Source organism: Streptomyces armeniacus (assembly GCF_003355155.1).
In the GTDB taxonomy this organism is placed as follows: Bacteria; Actinomycetota; Actinomycetes; order Streptomycetales; family Streptomycetaceae; genus Streptomyces; species Streptomyces armeniacus.
In genome coordinates this window covers 686,263-707,943 of record NZ_CP031320.1, presented here as the reverse complement: position 1 = coordinate 707,943, position 21,681 = coordinate 686,263, and the positions used below count along the sequence as shown (strand labels likewise).

Below are 21,681 nucleotides of genomic sequence, written 5' to 3'. Positions count from 1 at the left end.
GCGCGACCCACCGTGGCCGAGGGCCGTCCTCAAACGCCGGACGGGCTGTTTCGCTACGCGAACCGCTGGCTGTTCGAGCCGTCACACGCGGCGAGCCGTACCGGCTCCTCCGCCCCGGACAGGGCGAGGCACAGACCGGGCGCGGCCGCAGGCCGCACCGTGCCGGAGCCCGCGTCCCGTACGAAGCGCTGGTTCTCGCCGCCGTGGCAGTTCCAGAGCACCAACTCGGTGCCAGGCTCGTAGGAGCCGCGGGGCACGTCGACGCAGCGGTCGTGCGTCAGCGCGGTGTAGAGCTGGCCGCTCTCCCCGTCGTGCCACCAACTCTGGTTCCGCTCCTGCTGACAGGCCCAGCCGCGGACGGCCGTGCCGTTGCGGCTGGCGGCGCCGTCCGCGTCCACGCACGTGCCCGTACCCGCGTTGTGGAGTGGCTGGAAAACGTCGTCCCAGGCGAGCTCGTAGAGCTGCGGCTGCCCCTTCCCCGAGGGGTCGGCGCAGGACGCCTCGCGCGCCTGGGACGCGTGTATTCGCGTCAGGCATTCAGCGAACGCGCCGTGCCCGCGCACGTTGGGGTGGAAGGACTGCCGTACCGAATTGGAGTCCGGCGGGAAGGGGTTGGACAGGTCGATGTACAGCCCGCGCGCCCACGTGTTCTCCATGCACACCTCGTGCCCGTGGAAGAGGCGGGAGACGTCCAGGTACGTCGCGCCCGTCTGCTGGGCCACGGTCCGTATGCCCCGCTGGAAGGCGGGCACGGCGCTGTCCCGGGCGAATTGGGAGTCGCTCGTGTACCCGGTGCAGCCACCCGGCAGCTTGCCCGGATAGTTCGGATTATCCTCGATATCCGGGCCGATCGGGCTCGGGTAGCCCATGACGACCAGCTGGTAGTCGCTGTCGGCGTAGCCCGCGTCCCGCATCACCGTCCTGAGGTCGTTCACCGTCTGGGTCACCTTCGGCACGAGGCCGTCCACCCGGCCCTGCCAGCCCGGTGCGTACTTCGGCTCGCACGGCCCCTGGAATGTGAACCAGCGCACCACGCAGTCCGTCATCACCGGCCCGAACTGCAGGTCGTCGTTTGCCCCGGCGACCAGCACGATCTGCTTCAGCCGGGTGTTGCGCGCGTGGATCGCCAGGCTGTCGCTCTGCACCAGCTCATCGGCGTACTGCGGAGTGCCGCCGATCCTGATGTTCTCCGTGTTCGCCCCGGAGCAGGCGACGTTGAACGTCACCTCCGCCTCGATGCCCGTCCGGTGGATCGCGGCGTCCGGCGAACGGTGGCACCAGTTGTCCGGCCCGTTCGTGCCGGGCTCGTACGTGCCGACGCCTTCGCCCGAGATCTCGCTGTCCCCGAGGGAGATCAGCGACGTCTTGCGCTCGTCCATGGTCCGCTGCCCGGGGTCTCCGTACAGCTTCTCGGCCTCCGCTGCCCTGACCTTCTCCAACTCGGCCGGAAGCGGCGCGACCGCGGTCTGCCGCGCCTCCGCCTGCCGTACGTCCGCCTGCCGTACCTCCGGGCGGTCTGCCCGTACGTCGGCCGCGGCCGCGCCGGGTGCCGCTGCCAGCCCGGCGCCCAGTCCAGCGCCACCTAATGCCATCACCAACGCCGTCGCTGTCGCCGCGACAGGTCTCGCACGTGCCATGGGGTGTCTCCCCTCGTGGCGGGCCTCTACTGTTACCCGCGGTGTTTACTCGCAAGTAGCAGGGGTGGGAAGCCCTTTGGAGGGGTTGGCTCGTTGCCGACGGTCCCCGTCGGACCCTCGTCGGGCCCGCCGGAGACCGTACGGCGCCGCGCCGCCCGCCCCTGCTTACATCGGCTCTACGTACGGTGCGCGCCACGCCGGCGCCGCCTCCGCACCCGGACTCGTCCAGAACTCACGAGCACGCACCACCACCCCGTCCCGCACCGTCCAGAACGACGCCGCGTGGAACATCCCGAACTCGACGTGCGGCACGTCGACTTCGGAGACCACCGTGACCCCGTCCGCGACGATCCGGCGCACCCGTATCTCCCAGCCCTCCGGGTATTCGCTGTTCACCGCGAGGAAGTTCGCCCGGCCGACTATCCGCTCCGCGGTGACCGGCCACTCCACCACGGCGTCCTCCGCGAGCAGTTCACCCGCGCCCGCCCAGTCGCGCGCCTCGATGCGCTGCCACAGGGCTTCGACCACCTTCAACGGTTCCATCGGCTCCATGGACGCAAGCGTGGCACGCGCCACTGACAACGGGCCCGGCGAGCCGCTGACCAGCGACAACCGGCGACGATAGGCGACGATGGGCGACAACGGGCGATGACCGCCCCGGTGAGAGAGCGTTCAGCGCGCGAGCAGATCGATCACGCCCGTCCCGTCCTCGTCACCGTGCCCGTCCGCGAGGCGGCGCTCCATCAGCTCCATGTACGGCGCCAACAGCTCGCTGCTGACGCCCTGTTCCTCGGCCGTACGCAGCAGTGTTGCGTTGCCCGCGACCTGCATCGCGAGGTTCGAGACGACGCCCTCCGTGTAGTCGCCGAGCTCCAACTGCTCGGCGACCCGGTGCACGAACGGCGCCATCGCGTTCAACCACCCGGCCAGCAGCCCCGCGAACTCCCGCGGCGCGATGTCCTCCTTGCGTACGAGCGCGAACGCGTGCGCGACCCCCGCGAACATCCCGTTCATCGCGCTCAGCAGCGCCACGTCGTGCAGGGCGGCGTGACCCGCGTCCGTACCCACGTACTTCGTGCCCGCCGGTACGGCGAGCGTGCGCGCGTGCGCCTCGAAGAGGTCGCGGGAGCCGCTGTAGAAGACGTATCCGCCGGAGTCCGGGTCGCCGACCATCGGCGGCACCGCCATCACCCCGCCGTCCAGGAAGCGCGCCCCGCGCGCGGCCGCCCACTCCGCGCGGGCGCGGCCCTGGGCGGGGGTGCCGGTGGTCAGGTTGACCAGGTCCTTGCCCGCGAGGTCGGCGTCCGCCAGGACGTCGCCGACGGAGGCGTCGTCGAGCAGGCAGACGACCACGAGGTCGGCGGCGGCCACGGCTTCGGCGGCCGTACGGGCCACCCGCGCGCCCTCGGCGGCGAGCGGTTCGGCGCGGGCGGCGGTGCGGTTCCAGACGGTGAGGGGATATCCGGCGGCGAGCCAGGCGCGGGCGAACGCCGTGCCGAGGGCGCCGAGCCCAAGGAAGGAGAGCGCGGGCTTGGTCCCGTCCGCACCCTCGGCAGGGGCGCTGATCTCGGCGGTCTCGGCGGTCTGGCTGGTCATAACGGGTTTGTCAGTCATGCCGTCTAGGCTTGTGGCAGCTTCGGAAGTGATCAAGTACGCACTTCGGAGTGGGTGCTTACCCGGAGGAAAGCGAGCAGGTGGGAGGGGCGGGCCATGGCGACGGTGCGGAGACCGGGGTCGTACATATGCGGCGTCGACGCGGCGATGGACGTCGTCGGCGGCAAGTGGAAGGTGCTCATCCTCTGGGCCCTGAACGAGCACCCCTTCCGCTTCGGTGAGCTGCGCCGCGAGCTGCACGGCGTGACCGAGAAGGTGCTCACCGCCCAGCTGCGCGAGCTGGAGGCGGACGGCATCGTCCACCGGGAGGTGCACGACGAGGTGCCGCCCCGCGTCCAGTACGAGCTGACGCCGCTGGGCGTCTCGCTCAACGACGCGCTGGCGCCGCTCGGCGCGTGGGGGCGGGAGCACGTTCTCGGCCGCGCCTCGGACGGGCCCGCAGGGCCGGCGGCCTGATCCAGTCGGCTGGCCACCGGCCGTGCGGCTCAGCGAGCGCGAGGGCTCGGCGAGCGGCCGGGCCAGCTCAGCGGCCGGGCGGCCAGGGGATCTCGGCGAGTGCGGGCAGCAGTGCCTCCTCCTCGTAGTCGAGATGGGCGCCCAACTCCGCTGACATCCGGGCCAGTTCGGCACGGAAGCGGTCGGGGTCGGCCGTGCTCACATCGGCCAGCAGGGCGAGCAGTCCGTCCTGGATGCGGGTGACCGTACGGTGCTCGCTGCTCAACCGTTCAAGAGCGTCACGCAGTTGGGGGTGGTAGCGCGCGAGGGCAGGGAAGACGTGCCCGTCCTCGCTCGTGTGGTGGAACTGGAGCGTCTGGCAGAACGCGAGGCAGTGCTGCCGCAGCTGCAGACCGAGGCCCGGCGCGGGCGGTTCGCCGGGGCCCTGGTGTGCGTCGCGAGCGGCGAAGTGCGCGTCGGCCTCCGCCCGTACGTGGCGCAGCTGCGCACGCAGCCAGCGGTGCACCTCGAGTAGCTTGCCGCCGAGGGTGGTGACCTCGGCGTCCTGCTCCTGGGGATCGTCGGTGGCCTGCGGCTGGGCGGATTCGAGTACGACGACGGGCAGCTTCCGGTCCGTACGGGCCTGGTAGCCCGCGTAACAGGAGTCGGCCCGTACGGCGTGCTCGAACAGCCGGTCCCGGCGCGCGCCTTCGGCGGGCACCGCGATCGCCTCGTACTCCTCGTCCCCGGTCTCCACCCGCACCAGCGGGCGGGCGAGCAGGTTGTGGTACCAGGCGGGGTGCTGGTCGGCGCCCATGTCGGACGCGACGACCAGCAGCAGTCCGTCCCGGCGTACGCAGCCGAGCGGCACGGTGTGTTCCGTACCGGACCGGGCGCCGGTGGTGGTCAGCAGGAGCAGGTCGCCGCCGGCGAACGGGCCGCCGACCCTGCCCCCGTTGGCGCGGAACTCGTCGATGACGGACTGGTTGAACGACAGGGCAGAGGTGGGCGTGGGGATGGACTCGGACATGGGCTTGTTCATGGGTGTGGGCTCTCCAGAGCAGCCGTACGCGCCCGCTCGCGGCTCGCGGCACGCAGCGCGCACGACGGCGGCACGACGATGGGAAGGTGATGGTGATGGTGAAGGCGAACGGCGCGGCGTGACGCGCCCGTTTACGTCAGGCGCTGCCTGCGGAGTGTGTACTCATCGCACGTTCCTTCAGCGACAGGTGCTCGCCCGGCCACCAACCTGCCCACTGCTCTCTGGTCGGCGCCACGCGGCACGCGCTCATTACAGCCACCGGCGCCCGCACGTGTCAACGCGCGCCCCGCCCGGCCCAGCCCCGCAGGCGTCAGGCGTCAGGCGTCGAGCACCTGACCGTGGCGGCGTACGACGGGCGGTTCCACGGACCACGGGAAGTTGATCCACTGGTCCGTCCGCTTCCACACGTACTCGCAGTTGACCTGCGAGTGCGGCTTCTCGTAGATCACCGCCGTACGCACCTCGGCGACGTGCTCGGCGCAGAAGTCGTGCACGAGCTTAAGCGTCCGGCCGGTGTCCGCCACGTCGTCCGCGACCAGCACCTTCTTCTGGCTCAGGTCGACCACGTTGGGCACGGGCGGCAGCATGACGGGCATCTGCAGGGTGGCGCCCACACCCGTGTAGAACTCGACGTTCACGACGTGCAGGTTCTTCACGTCCAGCGCGTAGCCGAGACCGCCCGCGACGAACAGCCCGCCGCGCGCGATGGAGAGGATGATGTCCGGCTCGAAGCCGTCGTTCGCCACGCTCTGCGCCAGCTCGCGCACGGCCTGCCCGAAGAGCGGATACGTCAGGTTCTCGCGCTCGTCACTCATCCGCTCGTCACTCATCGCTCGGTCCCGGCCCTAGGTGTCAGATCTGCGTACGGTGGAAGTTCAGGTACGAGCGGGAGGGCGTCGGTCCGCGCTGGTCCTGGTAGCGGGAGCCGTAGCGGGCGGAACCGTACGGGTACTCGGCGGGCGACGACAGCCGGAACATGCACAGCTGGCCGATCTTCATCCCCGGCCACAGCTTCATCGGCAGCGTCGCCACGTTCGACAGCTCCAGCGTGACGTGGCCGGAGAAGCCGGGGTCGATGAAGCCCGCGGTGGAGTGCGTCAGCAGGCCCAGCCGCCCCAGGCTCGACTTGCCCTCCAGCCGGGACGCGATGTCCTCCGGCAGGCTGACCACCTCGTACGTCGACGCCAGCACGAACTCACCGGGGTGCAGGATGAACGGCTCGTCCCCCTGCGGCTCGATCGGCCGCGTCAGGTCGGGCTGCTCGACGGCGGGGTCGATGTGCGGGTAGCGGTGGTTCTCGAACACCCGGAAGTACCGGTCCAGCCGCACATCGATGCTGGACGGCTGCACCATGGCCGGATCGTAGGGCTCGATCCGCACCCGGCCCTTGTCGATCTCGGTCCGGATGTCCTTGTCAGAGAGAAGCACGGGCTGAGACTACGCGCACGACGCGGGCCCGGCCCAATCGGACCGGGCCCGCGCGGGCGTACGCGCTCGGCGCTCAGCGCTCCGTCTCCGCGGGCTGCCCGCTCCGGGGCGCTGGAGGAACGGGCACCGCCTGCCGCAGACGCGCACAACGCGGACACCGCAGCAGCCGGCCCGGACCGATCCGGTCGGCGCCGAGGTTCTGCATCGGGAACGTCGAGGTGCTGAACTCGTGCCCTTCGGCACAGCGGACGACGGTGGACTCCATCGTTTCCTCTCCCCAAGTACGTGGACGACAAAAGCCACGCTAAGGGATAAACCGCCCAACTCCCGCACCGGCACTCCGCCCCACGGTACGCCCTGCCCTCGTTACCCAAAGCCCCCGCACTCATGCCCCGCCCACGCCCCGAACAGCACAAAGACCCCTCGGCCTGTGCGCCGGGGGTCCGTGATGAGGTACAGTGTCCCGCGATGAGAGGGCTCCAGGAGCCGCTCTTCGCGGGCGTAGTTTAATGGTAGAACATGAGCTTCCCAAGCTTATAGCGCGGGTTCGATTCCCGTCGCCCGCTCCACCCGAGGGTCCAGGTCGCAGACCTGGGCCTTGCTCGTTGTGTGGGCCTTCTAGCGGAGCAAGGCGCGCAGTACGACGACTGCCACGGCCGCGGAGCTGACCACGACGGCGACGGCAGCCAAGGCCACAGCAAGAACGATGCCGCCCAGGAGCAGCGCACCTATGACCCCGAGGCTCGCCGGGGACCGTAACCCGCGAGCAGGCACGCGGGCGTGTGCGAGCACGGGCAGCCGCAGGATTGAACAGGCCGGTGAGTGACGGGCTTGAACCCACCGCCAACGGCAAGCGCATCGGCACCTTCGACGCCTACAGCCCCCACCAAGCCGCGCGCTGGACCCGCACAAGCCTCATGATGCTCACCACCGAACTCGACGAGCCCACCGCCAAGCCCAGCACTGGGCCACCGACGGCCAAGCCCAAGCCGTACGCAACCTACGCGCCGGCCACCCCCAGACCCTCACCATCACCCACCAAGCAACAGCCCTGACCTGGACAACCCACCCCGCACTCTTCCTGACCCTGCTGCACCGCCAGACGACACAACTTCCGCCCTGCACCCAGCACTTCACATCACGAGAGCCCGCCGGGCACGCGCGCTGAGTAACAACCTTCCTTACGACTTCAAGGGCTCGCTCCGCTCACCGCGCGCTCCCCGGCTCGCCGCCGGGGGCGACGCTCCTGTCTCCGCCCCGCTCCGCCCCCGGCTACGCCGGTCGCGCGACCACAGCAATCACCTGTGCTGAGAAGAAGGCCGACGGGGGCCGGGGCGGTCGGCTCCACGGCTCTAGACAGCCACCATGGGGTGAGCCGCTCCACCGACCTTGGGAAGTCGACCCGGTTTCCGCTTCACGTGGGCCTGTCAGTCTCTGTCGCGCAGCGACCGCGTGATCCCGCCGTCATCAAAACGCTTCTGAACCCGCATCTCTCTTCGCGCGTTGCGGGCGTCGAGGACCGCCTTCTCTTGACTGCGCCTGCCATTGTCACCGAGCCCAGCCCGCCGACGGTCCCGCCGGACACCCACAGCTAGGACCCACGCCAAAAACGCCAGGAATACCAGGCCCAACCCTACGTAGAAGCTCACGGCAGGTCACCCCCTCCTAAACATTGTGCCCGTTGGGCCGAGGCCGTGTCAGTCACCTCGACGTCTGTTCATGCAGGTGCCAGAGATCGCCGGTAAGACTCAGGCGAGAAGACACTCCCCGGGCGAGAGCGCCTTGCGAAGCAGCCGACGCCGAGCTGACATGGCCCGGGCCGTCTCTGGGCCCTGCAAAGGTGGCCAACGGTGACAGAGGATGGCCGAGGTGACCGGTGCATCCGAGCAGCTCAGCGGCCCAACTGGCCCAATCAACACGGTGATTCCCAAGCTTATAGCGCGGGTTCGATTTCCGTCGCCCGCTCCACCACAGACCCCCGGGTCATGGACCCAGGGGTTCTTTGTCGCCCAGACCGTTTCAGGCCCCAGCTCAGGTGCCGCACGCCGCACCCGAACCCCGACCGTTTCCAGATCGACGTTCCGCCGCCGCAACTCCGTCTACTCCTCGGGACGCGCCGGGCCGTAGGCGGCGATGGGCCGTTCAAGGCGCGGATTCCTTCCCGGCGCCTCTGCTCCGAGACGGGCTGCGACGGATCAACTCGTCATCGGCCGCCGTTGGCGAGTTTGTGTGCGCCAGTGGGACTCCGGAGGGTTGCCCCACGGCTCTGGCATGCTGCGCCCATGACTGGTGACACACATCAGGACCCTGAGAAGCGCCGTGCCCACCTGATCCAGGTCTTCACGGCTCTGGGCGCGGCGGACCCGGCGGGCTGGGCCGACTCCGAAGTGGACGAGAACATTCCGCAGCTGGCCCGTTTCCTGTTCCTGCGCGGCGTACGGCAGGCGGTCGCACGGTGGGAACAGCCCGGCGCCGTAGACCAGTTGCTCGCCGATCCGCAGAGCCCCGACGAGCTGGCGCAGTTCGAGGCTGCGGGTATCGAGCCACAGACTCTGGCACTTTTCGCCAGCCGAGTCGCCCATGCGACCGCCTTCGATCTTGCCTATCGGCTGGCGGACTCCGACTTCGTCGACCACGATCCGGAGGATCCCGACGGATACCCGCCCCTGAAGCTTCGCGGCGAACTTCCCGGCTGGTGCCTGGTGGAATCCACACCGACCGGTGAACACACCGGCCGCCATGTCGACGGCCTCCACGAGGACATCGGCGGGCTCTGGGAGGACTTCACCGCAGAGTTCGAACCGCAGCGGGGCGCGTAGGAGTCCCGAGCACGAACGCTCTCGACCCGAAGTCTTCACACTTACTCGTCTGCGAACGGTGAGCCGCAGCAACCGAACTCATCCAGCAGTCGCGTCCAAACGTGCCCGTGCCGTACCCGAGGGTCGGACAACCACGGTCAACGGCGGGTAGTCGAGGTCACCCGCAGCGCGGTGTCAGAGCGTGTTACTCGCGCGCGGCGCCGCACCCGACGTCCAACGCGTCGGCGCACCCCTCGGGGACGGGACGGGACGGCGCGTGCGGAGCACCGGTACGGCTGTTGAAGGCGGCCCCGTCTGCGGCTTGAGGAACCAGAACTGGCAGGGCGGTTGTGACGTCCTGGGTAGGAGGCAGCGTGGAGGGTTTGCAGGCCGGGGATCCGCGGGAGGTCGGGCCGTACCGGTTGCTGAAGCGGCTGGGCGGGGGCGGGATGGGGCGCGTGTTCCTGGGCCGTTCCCGTGGCGGCCGGCTGGTGGCGGTGAAGGTGGTACGGCCGGAGCTCGCCCTGGACGCCGGTTTCCGGCGGCGGTTCGCCCGCGAGGTGACGGCCGCCCGGCGGGTCGGCGGCTTCTACACCGCACACGTGGTGGACGCCGATCCGGCGGCGGACCCCCCGTGGCTGGCCACCGCCTACATTCCCGGCCCCTCGCTGCAGGACGCCGTAGACCAGCACGGCCCCCTGCCGGAACGCGCGCTGGGACTGCTGACCGCAGGGCTCGCGGAAGGGCTGGCGGCCGTACACGACTGCGAGATGGTGCACCGCGACCTGAAGCCGGGGAACGTCCTGCTGGCGGCGGACGGCCCCCGCCTGATCGATTTCGGCATCGCGCGGGCCGCCGAGGACACGCAGCTCACCGGCACCGGGATGACCATCGGGACGTCCGGGTTCATGGCCCCGGAGCACCTCCTGGGCAACCATGCCGGGCCCGCGTCGGACGTGTTCTCCCTCGGCGCCGTGCTCGCCTACGCGGCGACCGGCCGCCTCCCCTTCGGTGCAGGCGCCCCGCACGCGGTCAACTACCGGGTGGTGCACGAGCATCCGAACCTGTCGGGGCTGCCCGCGGCCCTTGCCGCGCTGGTCGCGGACTGCCTGGCCAAGGACGCTGCGCTGCGGCCGACGCTGGCGCAGATCCTCGACCAGGTGCCCGCCCCGGACGACTTGGGGACATCCTGGCTGCCGCCCACCCTCACCACGGTGATCGACGAGCGCAATGTCACCCCTCCGACGCCGGACGACACCGGCTCCCCCGAGACCGGGCCGGAAGGGGAAGGCCTCCCGCAGCACGTCGACGCGCTCAACGCCCTGGCCCTGCTGGAGTGGGACGCCGGGAACGGAGAGGAGGCACGCAGGCTCTTCCGGCAGGCCATCGAGGCCGGCGGCACCCCCGAGCAGACGGCCAGGGCCCTCGTCGACCTGGGCTGGCGCGAGACGGAGGACGGAAACCCGGACGAGGGCCGCAGGCTCTACCAGCAGGCCGTCGAGACCGGCCCTCTCTGGCACCAGGGCCACGCGCTGAACTGCTGGGGCCTGCTGGAGAGAGACGCCGGGAACGCGGAGGAGGCACGCGAACTCTTCAAACGGGCCATCGAGACCGGCCAATGGGGCATCGTCCTGGCGGCGTCGTGGAACCAGGCCGTGATCGAGGTGGGGGCCGGGGGCCTGGAGGAGGCCCGCAGGCTGCTCCAGCAGGCCATCGAGGCCGACGGCCCCTCCAAGCAGAGGGCCGATGTGCTCATGTACTGGGCCGACGTGGAACGCGACGCCGGGAACCACGAACGAGCACGCGAGCTCTACAAACAAGTTCTTGAGGTCAAGTGACCAGTGACCAGTGACCCGTGATCATGATGTCGTGCTCGTGCTGGTGGCCACGGCAGGGCCGGGGGCCTGACAGGAAGCGTGCGGGGATTGTCGGGCGGGGGCGGCGCAGTGGGAGCACGCTGGTGGCATGGGTGAATCGGTGATCAGCGACGACGATGTGGCCGGGTTCGTGGAGAAGGGGTTTCTCCGTGTGGAGGGGGCGTTCTCGCGGGAGCTCGCGGCCGAGTGCCGGGAAATCGTGTGGCGGGACATCGACGGTGAGCCCGGCGATCCGGCGACGTGGAAGACCCCCGTGGTGCGGCTCGGTGCCTATGGGCAGGAGCCCTTCCGGGCCGCTGCCAACTCGGCTCGGCTGCATGCCGCGTTCGATGTTCTCGTGGGCGAGGGGCGCTGGGCGCCGCTCGGTGGGCTCGGTACGTTCCCGGTACGGTTCCCCAGCGACGCGGAGCCAGGTGACGACGGGTGGCACGTCGATGCGAGCTTCCCCGGAGACGATCCCGCCGACTTCATGTCCTATCGGGTGAACGTCGCTTCCCAAGGGCGGTGGCTGCTCATGCTGTTCCTCATGTCCGACGTGGGGAAAGACGACGCGCCCACCCGCATCCGTACCGGGTCCCACCTGGACGTCGCCGCCCTCCTCGAACCCGAGCGAGAGGCCGGCCTGTCGTTCATGGACCTCGCCCAGCGTGCCGCGCCCGCCACCGAGCACCGGCCGCTTGACCTGGCCACGGGGCGGGCCGGTGACGTCTACCTCTGTCACCCCTTTCTCGTACACGCCGCGCAGCCTCACCGCGGCGCCGAACCGCGCTTCATGGCGCAGCCCCCGCTGCTTCCCCGTCCGGGGCAGGGACCGAACCTCGAACGCCCCGATGGTGACCACTCCCCTGTGGAGACCGCGATCCGCCGAGGCGCCGGGCGCTGACGCCCGGGCCTGGCGGGGCGGGGCGGGGCGGTTCCAGGGTTGCGCGCATTGGCGGGCCGTACGGGAAGCGCGCCCCCGGGGCGTCAGGCCTTGGCCGGTTCCGCTTCGGGCTCCCGGGGCGTCAGGCGGCGGATGCCGAAGTCGCGGGTGACGGGGGAGAGGTACGCCAGCAGCGCGGAGAAGGCGATGCCGCTCCAGCAGAAGACCGCCCACGGCAGGAAGTCGAAGTTGTCGACGCCCAGGGTGCCCGCGATGAACGCGCCGGAGACGGTCCAGGGCATGAGGACCTCGGTGAGGGTGACCGAGTCCTCCATGCTGCGGGAGAGGTTGGTCGGGTGCAGGTTCCGCTTCTTGAAGGCCTCGCCGTAGAGGTCGTTGATGAGGAAGTACGTGACCAGGGCGTTCGACGTGCCGTTGATGACGGTGAAGCCGGAGAGCAGCGTGGCCAGTACGAGGCTGCCGGTCGACCGCAGCTTGTCGATCACTGTGCTGAGCAGGAGGCGCAGCACGCCGGAGTTCTCCAGTGCCGCGGCGAAGAAGAACGCGCAGAAGACGAAGAACGCCGAGTTGTACATCGAGTGCAGGCCACCGCGGTTGAGCAGCTCGGTGAGGGGGTCCGAGACGTCGCCGGACAGCATGTCGGTGGTGAAGCCGGAGACGGCGGCGTCGAACGTGTCGGCGATGCTGAAGCCCTGGACGAGCACGGCGAGTACGGCGGCGGTCACCGAGGAGACGAACAGCACGATCAGCGGGGGCTTGCGCATGATCGAGCCGACGAGGACCACGGCCGGCGGCAGGAGCAGCAGCGGGTTGAGGGTGAAGAGTTCCTGCAGCTCGTCGACGGTGCCGTCGATGACGTCGAGATCGACCGACCCCGCGTCGATCGAGAACCCGGCGAGCAGGAAGACCACGACCGCGAGGAGCGACGACGGCACCGCGGTGTAGAGCATGTGGCGGATGTGCTCGTAGATGTTGGCGCCGGCCGCCAGGGAGCTCACGTTCGTGGTGTCGGAGAGCGGTGAGAGCTTGTCGCCGAAGTACGCGCCCGAGACCACGGCGCCGGCGGTGATCGCCAGCGAGATGTCCATGGTGGCGGCGACGCCCATCAGCGCGACGCCGATCGTGCCCGCCGCGCCCCACGACGTACCGGTGAACGTGGCCACGATGGCGGTGACGACGAAGGAGAGGACGTACAGGTACGACGGGTTGATGAGCTGGAGGCCGTAGTCGACCATGAGCGGGACGGTGCCCGCGATCATCCAGGTGCCGATCAGGATGCCGATGCTCAGCAGGATGAGGATGCCCGTCAGGGCCCGCTTGATCTTCTCGCCCATGTCCGCGAGGACCTGGTCCAGGCCGACGCCGTGGCAGGCGGAGAAGACCGTGAAGACGATGGCCGCGAAGATGAGCATCAGCTCCGCGGGGAATTCCATGATCCCGATACCGCCGACGAAGATCGCCACGGTGATGACCACCGGTATGAGCGCGACGGCGGGCCGGGGTTGGGGGAGCGTACGTTTCCCGCCTTCGCCGGCCGACGGCGAGTCCTGCGACGGCGGTTCCTGCGGCGGCGTGTCCTGTTGGAACTTCACGGTGTCCTCTCAGGCAGGAGTGTTCGCGGCGTGTGGACGCCGTCGGCGGCGAGCGAGGCGAAGGCCCGGTCGAGATCCTCGAGTTGGCTCTGCGCGCCCTCGAGTCCCACGGAGAGCCGGATCAGGCCGGGCCAGGGGGACGAGACCGGGTCGTCGGAGCGCACCGGTGACGTCACGAGGCTCTCGTAGCCGCCCCAGCTCGGGCCGATCCGGAAGAGGCTCAGGGCGTCGATGAAGCGGGACACCCGCGCGAAGGTGCCCTCCCTCAGCTCGAAGCTGAGGAGTCCGGAGAAGCCGCTGAACTGGGACGTGATCACGTCCTCGTCCGGGCCGTGGTCGACGTACGGGTGGTGGACGGCGACGACCTCGGGGTGCGCGCGCAGATGGTCGAGGACGCTGAGCGCGTTGCGCTGGTGCTGCTCCATGCGTACCGGGAGGGTCCGCAGTCCGCGGAGTACGAGAGAGGCCTCCATCGCGGACATGACGGCGCCGAACAGCTGGTGGCCCTGGTAGAAGAGCTCGCGGAGCACGTCGCGGGAGCCGATCACCGCGCCGCCGATGACGTCGCTGTGGCCGCCGATGTACTTGGTCAGGGAGTGGACGACGAGGTCGACGCCGGCCGCGAGCGGCTTCTGGAAGAGGGGTGTGGACCAGGTGTTGTCCATGACCGTACGGATGCCGCGGCGGCGCGCGACCGCGGTCAGCTCCCGGATGTCCACGACCTTCATCAGCATGGTGCCCGGGCTCTCGACGTAGATGAGCGCCGTGTTCTCCCGTATGTGCTCCTCGGCGTCGGCGGCCGGGTCGGTGAGGACCGTGTGCTCGACGCCGAAGCGTTCGAGGTGCTGGGCGAGTTCGGTCGTCGGGCCGTAGACGGAGTTGACGAAGAGCACGTGGTCGCCGCCGCGGAGCAGGCCGGCGAGTACGGCGCTGATCGCGCCCATGCCGGAGGCGAAGCACTTCGCGGCCTCGCCGCCCTCGAGCAGCGCGAGACGTTCCTCGAGGAAGGCGACCGTGGGGTTGGTGCCCCGGCTGTAGACGAAGTTCTCGTGCTCGGCGGCCTGCTGCCGTACGAACTCGGCGAAGGACGGCTTGGTGAAGAGGCTCGTCTGGTAGATCGGGGGCGCCACGGCACCGGGTTCCGCCCCCGGACCGTCCCACGCGCCCATACAGATCTGCTGGTCGGTGCTGTTCACCTGCGCCCTCCGTCGCGGACTGACATACGGACGACGGTCTTCCGTATGCCGCCGAACGGAGAGAGCTTGTAATATAAGCTGCTACGTAGTCAACACTTCGGACGAACGATGTGCGAGACCGCGTCAGAGTGGTGTACGACCGCGCACGACCGCCGTACGAACGCCGTACGAACGCGTACGACCCCGTACAGCAACCGTCAGCCCCGTACGGCACCGCGCCCGCACCGCGCCACCGCTCAGTAAGCTCACGTGCGAAGGCCGATCGGACTAAGGGGCGAACGCATTGGGAGACACGGCGGAGGGAGCGTCCACGCGGCAGCCGGCAGCAGCCGGACGCAGCGCGATGCGCGCCCAGCCACGGTCGCTGACCAGCCAGGTCGCGGAGTTCATCGAGGAGCTGTGTGTCGGCCCCGATGTCACACCCGGCGACCAACTGCCTCCGGAAGGTGAGCTCGCGACGCGGTTCGGGGTGAGCCGGGTCGTCCTCCGGGAGGCGATGAAGACCCTTGAGGCGCGCGGCCTGGTGCAGCGCCGCCAGGGCAAGCCGGCGGTCGTCGCGTCGCCGAACGCGCTGCCGGTGGAGAACTTCGTCGCGCTCGCGTTCCTGCGCGACAAGCGCGCCCTCATGGAGTTCACCGAGATCCGCAAGGCGCTCGAGGTGCACGGCGCCCGGCTCGCCGCGCAGCGCATCGCGGGCCCGGAGGAGCCGCAGACCCGGTCGCACATCGCCCGCGCCCGCGAGGCGATCGCCGAGCAGCGCGCCAACCCGCTCGACATGCCCACCCGGATACGTACGGACGTCGCCTTCCACCAGGCACTGGTGGCGGCCTCGGGCAACACCAGCCTGACCCAGATACTGGACGCCCTGGAGCGCTCACTCGCCGAGAGCCGCGAGGAGAGCCACCGGCGCTACCTCGCCACCGGCGCCGATCCGGCGGGCTCGGCCACCGAGCACGAGGAGCTGCTCGACGCCGTGCTGACCGGTGATCCGGCGCAGGCGGTCGCGGCGATGGAGCACCACCTGCACGTGACGTTGCAGGAGATCGAGAGCCGCCCCGAGGGGGACGGGGCGGAGGCCGAAGCCGAGTAGTCCGCCGCGGTGCCGCGGCCTGTTCAACCCTTCTGCAGTGCGGCGAGGCCCTTCTGCATGTCCTCGCTGTTCATCACCGGCTGGATCTCGATCTTCGCGCCGAGCCCTTCGAAGAGCGGCTCCGCGATGGTGGGCAGCTGTGAACTGTCCTGCATGTCGAAGACGAAGGTGCAGGACCGGCCACCCTCACTGGGGCCGAAGTAGGCCGCCTCCGGCTTGAGGCGTTCCGTCATCGTCTGCATGATCTTCGGCAGTGTGCCGTTCTTCAGCGCTTCGTTCGAGATCTGCGTGTCCAAGCACGCTCTCAGCATGACCCTCATGGCCCTGCTCCTTCCGCCACCGCGGGCGGCGCGGTCTCGTCCGCGCTCGCTGAGACCCGGTGATGTCCCGCTCAGCCTCGCCGCGAGTGATCAGGGCGGCAACATCTCGACCACCGTCCGGGTCCGCCGGCGGACCGATCGCCCGCCCCGTGCGCGGGACGAATCCGATTGCGGCTGCCGCGGGCGCCCGTAGCATGCCGTGCGTGCGGATTCCCAGCCGAGAACTGACGCCCGAGGACCGTGAGCTCGTCGAGTTCGCGAGGCAGATCGTCGATGCCAACACCGACGGCGAGGACGGCGCGCACACCATGGGCGCCGCCGTCCGGGGCGTCGACGGCGCGATGTACGGCGGCATCAACGTCTACCACTTCACCGGCGGCCCGTGCGCGGAGCTCGTCGCTCTCGGGCACGCCCGCGCCTCCGGGGCCAGGGAGCTGGCCACGATCGTCGCCGTGGGGAACTACGGGCGCGGGCCCGTCGGACCGTGCGGCAGGGACCGGCAGGTGCTGTTCGACTACCACCCGGACATCAGGGTCGTCCTCCCTACGCCCGAGGGGATCAGGAGCGTACGGATCAAGGACCTGATGCCGCTCGGCGCCGTGTGGACCGTCGACGAGGGGACGCAGCGGTTCGACCCGTCGCTGTTCCAGGACCCCGTGGAGGACGGACAGCCGTAGGCGGACAGCCACAGCCGGGCAGCCGTAGAGGGAACGTCAAGAGGGCGCGACTGACGGCCAACGACAGCCGCCCCCGTACGCGGCAGGATCGACAGCAACTGAAGCACACACGTGCGACAGCGCGCGGGGCCCGCTCGGGGGTACGGGGGTGGGCGGGCCCCTGCCTCCCGCCCGTACGCACCGGGGGATGCGGACGGGCCCTACAGCGCCCCCCGTTCGGCTCGCCAGCGGTAGTCGGTCGGGGGGACGCCGTAGTGGTTGCGGAAGGTGCGGCTGAACGCCGCCGGGTGCGTGAAGCCCCAGCGCGTCGCGATGTGCCGGACCGGCTGCTCGAACAGCCGCGGATCGGCGAGGTCCTGGCTCGCCGCCTCCAGCCGCTGCTGCCGGATCCACGCGGCGACGGTCGTGCCCTGCTCCTGGAAGAGGCGGTGCAGGTGGCTGACCGAGATGTGGTGGGCGGACGCGACGGCCGCCGGGCTCAGTTCCGGATCGTGCAGCCGCTGCTGGATGAACGCGCGGATGCGGAGGACCAGCGCCCGTCTGCGCCCCGGTGAGGGCGGACCGGCGCCGCCCCTCGGGCCATCGTCGCCGTTGCGGTCGAAGTTGCCGCCGCCGTCGCCGTCGCCGTCCGGCAGGGAGCCCGGGTCCCATACGACGTCGTGGCGCACCGGGTAGACCAGGTGCGCGGGGCCGTCGCAGCACAGCCCGAGCATGGGCTCGTGGGTGAAGTAGCAGGGCTGGAGGTGGAGCCCGCGTCCGTCGAGGCGGACGTCGAAGTCCCGGTCCTTGCAGTCCAGTACGAGCACGGGAGCCTCCCAGCGGAGCCCTGGATGCAGCCCGGCCAGGACCGCGTCCAGCCCTTCGGTGACGAGCGTACGGACCGTACGGGCCGCCGCCTCCTCCGTACGCCGCCGTACGTGGTCCTCCATCGGGGCGAGCACGGCGCGGTGGTACGCGCGTACGGCGTCGCTCAGCGCGTCGAACGCGGCGGGCGAGCCCTGGGCGACGGCGAGGGCCTGGTCGCGGTACGGCGCCGGCAAGTCGGCGGAGAAGTCCTCCAGTTCGGCGTGCATGCGGGGCGTGGGGGTGTACCGGATCGCGTCGAGCCCGGCGTCCAGATCGTCGCAGCCGAGCGGTGTCAGGAAGTCCGGGTAGCCGATCGGGTGCACGAACGAGCGGAGCACGCCCAGCGGGCGCGCGATCCGCGGCCGCGCCCACGCCTGCCACTCCAGGTGCTCCGTCCCGGGGTCACGGCGCTGCATGTGGCACAGGCTCGTCATCACGTCGGTGAGCGGGTCGGGCCGCTCGGCGATCGTGACGCGGAGCAGATCCGCGGTGGTGAAGTGCACGCGAGGGGGCATCCGGGACTCCTCGGTAGCCGGCGCCCATTATCGCCGGGCACGCGGCACCCGGGCGGTGGAATTCCGGCCGAACTGGGCGGGGGCGTACGGCGGTACGGGCCCGCCGCCGGTGCCCCCCGTCGGCGGTATCAGCGATAACCTGGCCAGGTGGCCCAACGCCCGTGGAGCAGCCGTGAGTAGGCGCCGGTACGTGGCCAGGGGCGTGCCCGGCGGCTATCGCATCTGGGACAACACCCGGCGCCGGTGGTGGGGCGACCTGTACGAGCTGTGCCCGGACGATCTCCTGGCCGCGCTGAACGGCAACGCCGACCACGACACCGTCACCGCCCTCATGAAGCGCTGCCGGGCGCGGAAGAGGTGATGCCTGTCGCGTCTCCGGCGCAGGCGCAGGCGCAGGCACCGGTGCCGTGCCCCTGGGCGGCTTGTAGCCTCCCGGGATGAGTGAAGAGCTGTGGAAGGCGCTGGCCGCGACGCCCGTGGACGAGTTGGAGCGGCGGGCGGTCATAGCCGGGGAGTTGGCCGACGTCCCCGCGCGGAAGGTGGGCTCCGCCACCCGGTACGCGTGGAATGACGGCGGCGGCCAGTCGGCCGTCTGGTACTTCGTGCCGGACGGGCGCGTGCTGCTGCTGACCTTCGATCACGAGACGGCGCTGAACCTGTACGCGGAGGGGGACTACGCCCTCCAGGAGTCGCTGTACGACGGCGTGCCCGAGGATCTCGTACGGCTGGTGCGCGACCGGCCGGAGAACTACGAGTCGCTGAATCTGAAGGACGAGGAGACCGGCGCGACGATCCACTACGCCGGCGGCGTCTTCTGGTACGACGGCGAGCAGTGGCGGCCCGCCGACGGGCTGATGGCCCACTGCGAACGCTCGGGCCTCGACATGTACGAGGAGTCCGGGTTCGGTTTCTGCCTCCAGGACTGTCTCCTGGGGCGCGAGTTCACCCCCGAGGCCGTCGTCGAGCACCGTGCCGCCGAGTGCGTGTACGGAGACGACGACGATCGGCAGAAGGATCTGGCCGATGTCCGGGAGATCTTCGCCAGGCGGTGACCGAGCCGGCGCCGCGTCACGCGTGAACGCGCATGACGCGCCGCGTCACGCGTGAACGCGCGGGCGGGCGCCGCGCCCTGCGTACGCCCGCCCGCTCGCCCGCCCCTCACAGGGGGAGTTGTCGTCAGTCGCCGTGCGCCCCCGGGGCCCCGCTGCCCACGTACTCCCCCAGGCCCGAGACGAGCCGCGTCAGTTCGGCGTCGCCGTCGAAGCGGCGCTGGTGCAGGGCGGCGATCTTCGTGCCGGTGTCCGGGTCCGGGTCGTCGGTGATGTCGAACGACGTGAACTTGTCGACCAGCGGCAGCCCGAGCCGGTCCGTACGCAGGTGGTCGGGGTGGATGAGGTACTCCCAGTATCCGTCGAGGTCCTCGATCACGAAGGTGGCGCCCCACTCGTAGTCACCGCCGTAGTCGCGGCCGACGACGAAGGACTTCACGGACGCGATGGTGCGGCCCTGGGTGCGCAGGCTTTCGAGGGCCTCCTCGAGCTGTTCCGGTGTGACACCGGGCTTGAGGGTGAAGCGGATGCCGTGGTGGATCATCGGTCTTCCTTTCCGTAGTGGATGTCGCTTTCAGTTGAATGTGTGGTTGACCACTCACTCTCCTGACCGAAAAAAGGGCCCCGGCGACCGGGACCCGTGACGGAGCCCGTCAGTAGTGGCGGAGTCCGTCGGACAGCGCGCGGGCCCACGGTGCGTCGACCTCGTGGGCGTCTATGGCGACCACCAGATGACACAGCGTCCCCATGGCGAAGAACCGCTGGATGTCGGCCTCCGACGCCCCGGAGACCCCGCGCACGTACTCGACGAGCCGCGCGTATCCGCCGCGCACCACCTCGCGGATGGCCGGCTCCGACGCCGCCGCGCACTGGGCGTGCAGCTGCAGCAGGAGCAGGCTCCGGTCGGCGATGAGCTTGGCGTACGCGTCGCCCATCGCGTCCAGCACCTCCTGCGCCGAACTGCCCCTGGCCGCCGCGGCTCCATCGGTGAAGCTCTCGCGGATCAGGGCGAAGCAGTGCTCCACGACCGCGGCGAACAGCGTCTCCTTGTCCGGAAACAGCCGGTAGACGTACGCCTGCGAGATGCCCGCCCGCTTGGCCACGTCCGTCGTCGTCGTCCCGAAGTACCCCCGGTCGGCGAACGCGCTGACCGCAGTCCGGAGCACGGTCTTCCGTCGTTCGTCGGCGGTGGAGAGCTGTCGCTGCGGAAGTGAGGTCGGCATGTGACTAATAGACCACTCACACGTGTGGACTGTCAACCCGAAGTCGAGTTGCCTGGCGTAGTCGGCATGGCGAGGTCGGGCAGGGTCTCGCGCGGGCGGCGAGCGTACCGGTGGCCATGGCCCGCGTACGGAGCATGGCCACGGACTTCCTGCCCCGGCTCACGGACGGCGTACGGGACGCGGTGGCGGCCGGTGCGGACGTACTGCTGGCGTCCACGCTCACCCACCCCCTGTGCGCGGCGCTCGGCGAGGCGCGACGCATCCCGACGCTGGGTGTGTACCTCCAGCCATCCAGCCCACCGCCGACTTCCCGCCCGTGTTCAGCGGCCTGCGGCCACTCGGGCGGCACGGCAACCGGCTGGGCGGACAGCTGCTGCTGCGCACGATGGACCGGGCGTTCACCTCGTCCGTCGGCGCGCTCCGCCGCGAACTCGGCCTGCCGCGGCGCCTCAACCCTCGCGACGGAGGACGGCACGGCGCCGGCGCCGGAGGCACTGGCCGCGCTGGAACTGGCGGGGTGAACGGGCGGCCGGGGCGGGCCGGTTGACGGCCCGCCCCGGCTGCGCGTTACGGGTGGTGCGTTACGGCCTGACGATCTCGCCGAAGCCCTTGCCCTGTTCCCAGCGGAGGGTGGACAGGCCCGCGTCGCTGTTGCGGACGAAGACGACGTGACCGCCGTCGTCGCTGACGGAGGCGTCCTGCCAGCCGTCGAAGTCCTTGGTGATGTTGATTTCCCAGTCGCTGCCGGCGAGGTCGCCCAGGCCGACACCCGCCACCGACTCTGTCGGGGGCTCGCCGTCATAGCAGTAGCGGCCGAAGTCGGCGACGAGCGAGACGGTGCCGCTGGACTCGGTCAGTTCGACGCCCTGGCAGCGGTCGCTTTCGGTCTTGTAGATCGTCTGCCACTTGCTCCACGTGTCCGCGCCCTCGGCGCGGTGCCGCTCCTGGACTCCCGTGCCCTCGACGAGCCGTACGTTGACCTGGCGGCCGTCTTCCAGCTTGATCGTCGACTCGAACTCGCCGTCGGCCGCCGCCGTACGGTGTTCTCCGCTCCCGGCTGCCGGACCGCTGTTCCTGGCGCCGTCCCCGGACGGGTCCGCCGTCACGCCGACGGCGCTGCCGTAACCGGCGGCGATCAGGCCGACCGCCGCCGCTCCGATGAGCACGGCGCGGTGCCCCTTGCGAATCCCCACGATGGGTTCCCCTTTTGCTGGTCGTGTTCCGCGCGCCGGACCCGCGACTACGCGCGTCACACGTCGCGCGCGTACGGAGTCCGGCTGCGGTCTCCGGGCAGCTCTCGCCCGGAGAGGTCTTCCGCGGGGACGCGCCGGACCCCCCGTACGGTTGCCTCCCCCTGCGGGGAATCAGTGACAGTAGCGTGAATTCCCCATGATGATCTCGGTGAACTCACCGTGAAGTACAGGGGAACGAGCCCGTGTGCCCTACTTCGCGAGCGGCG

24 protein-coding genes, 1 tRNA gene and 1 pseudogene are annotated in these 21,681 nt (G+C 70.3%); 11 read left to right on the top strand and 15 right to left on the bottom strand.

The features are described from left to right. Nucleotides 1-53: 53 nt before the first annotated feature. The 3 genes from DVA86_RS03020 to DVA86_RS03010 all read right to left on the bottom strand — a co-directional run bounded on the left by DVA86_RS03020 (nucleotide 54) and on the right by DVA86_RS03010 (nucleotide 3,233). Nucleotides 54-1,637, bottom strand: coding sequence for a ricin-type beta-trefoil lectin domain protein (locus DVA86_RS03020; protein ID WP_208875551.1), 1,584 nt, complete (start codon nucleotides 1,635-1,637; stop codon nucleotides 54-56). A gap of 165 nt (nucleotides 1,638-1,802) precedes the next feature. After that, nucleotides 1,803-2,180: a nuclear transport factor 2 family protein gene (locus DVA86_RS03015; RefSeq protein ID WP_208884335.1), complete on the bottom strand. Its 378-nt coding sequence runs from the start codon at nucleotides 2,178-2,180 to the stop codon at nucleotides 1,803-1,805. Nucleotides 2,181-2,309: 129 nt separating this feature from the next. Beyond that, complete coding sequence (locus DVA86_RS03010; protein WP_208875549.1) at nucleotides 2,310-3,233, bottom strand: NAD(P)-dependent oxidoreductase; 924 nt, start codon at nucleotides 3,231-3,233, stop codon at nucleotides 2,310-2,312. A gap of 114 nt (nucleotides 3,234-3,347) precedes the next feature. Here DVA86_RS03010 and DVA86_RS03005 point away from each other — a divergent pair, with 114 nt between their 5' ends. Next, nucleotides 3,348-3,707, top strand: a complete 360-nt coding sequence (locus tag DVA86_RS03005) for a winged helix-turn-helix transcriptional regulator (protein WP_208875548.1) — start codon at nucleotides 3,348-3,350, stop codon at nucleotides 3,705-3,707. Between the two features lie 67 nt (nucleotides 3,708-3,774). On the opposite strand, the gene DVA86_RS03000 is transcribed toward DVA86_RS03005, so the two are convergent. The 4 genes from DVA86_RS03000 to DVA86_RS35125 all read right to left on the bottom strand — a co-directional run bounded on the left by DVA86_RS03000 (nucleotide 3,775) and on the right by DVA86_RS35125 (nucleotide 6,421). Further along, nucleotides 3,775-4,728, bottom strand: coding sequence for a nitroreductase/quinone reductase family protein (locus tag DVA86_RS03000; protein WP_245996301.1), 954 nt, complete (start codon nucleotides 4,726-4,728; stop codon nucleotides 3,775-3,777). Nucleotides 4,729-5,045: 317 nt separating this feature from the next. Continuing rightward, entirely contained in the window at nucleotides 5,046-5,543 is a 498-nt protein-coding gene (locus tag DVA86_RS02995; RefSeq protein ID WP_208875547.1) for a phosphoribosyltransferase, read from the bottom strand. Nucleotides 5,544-5,580: 37 nt separating this feature from the next. Continuing rightward, on the bottom strand, nucleotides 5,581-6,156 hold the full coding sequence (gene dcd / locus DVA86_RS02990; RefSeq protein ID WP_208875545.1) for a dCTP deaminase: 576 nt from the start codon (nucleotides 6,154-6,156) through the stop codon (nucleotides 5,581-5,583). Nucleotides 6,157-6,229: 73 nt separating this feature from the next. Continuing rightward, complete coding sequence (locus DVA86_RS35125) at nucleotides 6,230-6,421, bottom strand: hypothetical protein (protein WP_208875544.1); 192 nt, start codon at nucleotides 6,419-6,421, stop codon at nucleotides 6,230-6,232. A 230-nt stretch (nucleotides 6,422-6,651) separates the two neighbouring features. Between DVA86_RS35125 and DVA86_RS02980 the strand changes: the two genes are divergently transcribed. Then, a tRNA-Gly gene (locus DVA86_RS02980) sits at nucleotides 6,652-6,725 on the top strand. Between the two features lie 249 nt (nucleotides 6,726-6,974). Then, on the top strand, nucleotides 6,975-7,211 hold the full coding sequence (locus tag DVA86_RS02975) for a hypothetical protein (RefSeq protein WP_208875543.1): 237 nt from the start codon (nucleotides 6,975-6,977) through the stop codon (nucleotides 7,209-7,211). A gap of 972 nt (nucleotides 7,212-8,183) precedes the next feature. Here the strand turns inward: DVA86_RS02975 and DVA86_RS35120 are convergent. Next, nucleotides 8,184-8,373 (bottom strand): annotated as a pseudogene (locus DVA86_RS35120) (tyrosine-type recombinase/integrase); the annotation flags it as partial. Nucleotides 8,374-8,438: 65 nt separating this feature from the next. On the opposite strand from DVA86_RS35120, the gene DVA86_RS02970 reads away from it, so the two are divergent. From DVA86_RS02970 to DVA86_RS02960, 3 genes are all read left to right on the top strand, one after another. Continuing rightward, nucleotides 8,439-8,975 carry a hypothetical protein gene (locus DVA86_RS02970; protein WP_208875541.1) on the top strand — a complete coding sequence of 179 codons (537 nt, stop codon included), beginning with the start codon at nucleotides 8,439-8,441 and terminating at the stop codon, nucleotides 8,973-8,975. 353 nt (nucleotides 8,976-9,328) lie between these two features. Then, nucleotides 9,329-10,792 carry a protein kinase domain-containing protein gene (locus tag DVA86_RS02965; RefSeq protein WP_208875539.1) on the top strand — a complete coding sequence of 488 codons (1,464 nt, stop codon included), beginning with the start codon at nucleotides 9,329-9,331 and terminating at the stop codon, nucleotides 10,790-10,792. 127 nt (nucleotides 10,793-10,919) lie between these two features. Continuing rightward, nucleotides 10,920-11,714, top strand: a complete 795-nt coding sequence (locus tag DVA86_RS02960; protein ID WP_208875537.1) for a phytanoyl-CoA dioxygenase family protein — start codon at nucleotides 10,920-10,922, stop codon at nucleotides 11,712-11,714. 83 nt (nucleotides 11,715-11,797) lie between these two features. Here DVA86_RS02960 and nhaC read toward each other — a convergent pair whose 3' ends face one another. Then, nucleotides 11,798-13,306, bottom strand: a complete 1,509-nt coding sequence (gene nhaC, locus DVA86_RS02955) for a Na+/H+ antiporter NhaC (RefSeq protein ID WP_208875534.1) — start codon at nucleotides 13,304-13,306, stop codon at nucleotides 11,798-11,800. Continuing rightward, a complete protein-coding gene (locus DVA86_RS02950) occupies nucleotides 13,303-14,502 on the bottom strand; it encodes a trans-sulfuration enzyme family protein (protein WP_208875533.1) in 1,200 nt (399 codons plus the stop codon). Before DVA86_RS02950 ends, nhaC begins: the two co-directional genes overlap by 4 nt. 343 nt (nucleotides 14,503-14,845) lie before the next feature. Here DVA86_RS02950 and DVA86_RS02945 point away from each other — a divergent pair, with 343 nt between their 5' ends. Further along, entirely contained in the window at nucleotides 14,846-15,592 is a 747-nt protein-coding gene (locus tag DVA86_RS02945) for a FadR/GntR family transcriptional regulator (RefSeq protein ID WP_208875532.1), read from the top strand. Nucleotides 15,593-15,615: 23 nt separating this feature from the next. Here the strand turns inward: DVA86_RS02945 and DVA86_RS02940 are convergent, their stop codons facing one another. Beyond that, the gene (locus DVA86_RS02940) at nucleotides 15,616-15,912 is read right to left on the bottom strand and encodes a DUF3303 family protein (RefSeq protein ID WP_208875531.1); all 297 of its coding nucleotides are present in this window, start codon (nucleotides 15,910-15,912) and stop codon (nucleotides 15,616-15,618) included. A 203-nt stretch (nucleotides 15,913-16,115) separates the two neighbouring features. Here DVA86_RS02940 and DVA86_RS02935 point away from each other — a divergent pair, with 203 nt between their 5' ends. Continuing rightward, a complete protein-coding gene (locus DVA86_RS02935) occupies nucleotides 16,116-16,589 on the top strand; it encodes a cytidine deaminase family protein (protein ID WP_222623278.1) in 474 nt (157 codons plus the stop codon). A 200-nt stretch (nucleotides 16,590-16,789) separates the two neighbouring features. Here DVA86_RS02935 and DVA86_RS02930 read toward each other — a convergent pair whose 3' ends face one another. Next, a complete protein-coding gene (locus DVA86_RS02930) occupies nucleotides 16,790-17,950 on the bottom strand; it encodes a helix-turn-helix transcriptional regulator (protein WP_245996299.1) in 1,161 nt (386 codons plus the stop codon). Nucleotides 17,951-18,122: 172 nt separating this feature from the next. Between DVA86_RS02930 and DVA86_RS02925 the strand changes: the two genes are divergently transcribed. Further along, complete coding sequence (locus tag DVA86_RS02925) at nucleotides 18,123-18,311, top strand: hypothetical protein (RefSeq protein ID WP_208875529.1); 189 nt, start codon at nucleotides 18,123-18,125, stop codon at nucleotides 18,309-18,311. Between the two features lie 76 nt (nucleotides 18,312-18,387). Next, the gene (locus tag DVA86_RS02920; RefSeq protein ID WP_208875528.1) at nucleotides 18,388-19,002 is read left to right on the top strand and encodes a hypothetical protein; all 615 of its coding nucleotides are present in this window, start codon (nucleotides 18,388-18,390) and stop codon (nucleotides 19,000-19,002) included. 124 nt (nucleotides 19,003-19,126) lie between these two features. On the opposite strand, the gene DVA86_RS02915 is transcribed toward DVA86_RS02920, so the two are convergent. Together DVA86_RS02915 and DVA86_RS02910 are read right to left on the bottom strand one after the other, a co-directional pair. Then, complete coding sequence (locus DVA86_RS02915) at nucleotides 19,127-19,543, bottom strand: Dabb family protein (RefSeq protein WP_208875526.1); 417 nt, start codon at nucleotides 19,541-19,543, stop codon at nucleotides 19,127-19,129. Nucleotides 19,544-19,652: 109 nt separating this feature from the next. Continuing rightward, on the bottom strand, nucleotides 19,653-20,222 hold the full coding sequence (locus DVA86_RS02910) for a TetR/AcrR family transcriptional regulator (RefSeq protein ID WP_208875525.1): 570 nt from the start codon (nucleotides 20,220-20,222) through the stop codon (nucleotides 19,653-19,655). Between the two features lie 134 nt (nucleotides 20,223-20,356). Here DVA86_RS02910 and DVA86_RS02905 point away from each other — a divergent pair, with 134 nt between their 5' ends. Then, a complete protein-coding gene (locus DVA86_RS02905) occupies nucleotides 20,357-20,743 on the top strand; it encodes a hypothetical protein (protein WP_208875523.1) in 387 nt (128 codons plus the stop codon). Nucleotides 20,744-20,803: 60 nt separating this feature from the next. Here DVA86_RS02905 and DVA86_RS02900 read toward each other — a convergent pair whose 3' ends face one another. Beyond that, entirely contained in the window at nucleotides 20,804-21,415 is a 612-nt protein-coding gene (locus tag DVA86_RS02900) for a hypothetical protein (protein WP_208875522.1), read from the bottom strand. Nucleotides 21,416-21,681: the final 266 nt, after the last annotated feature.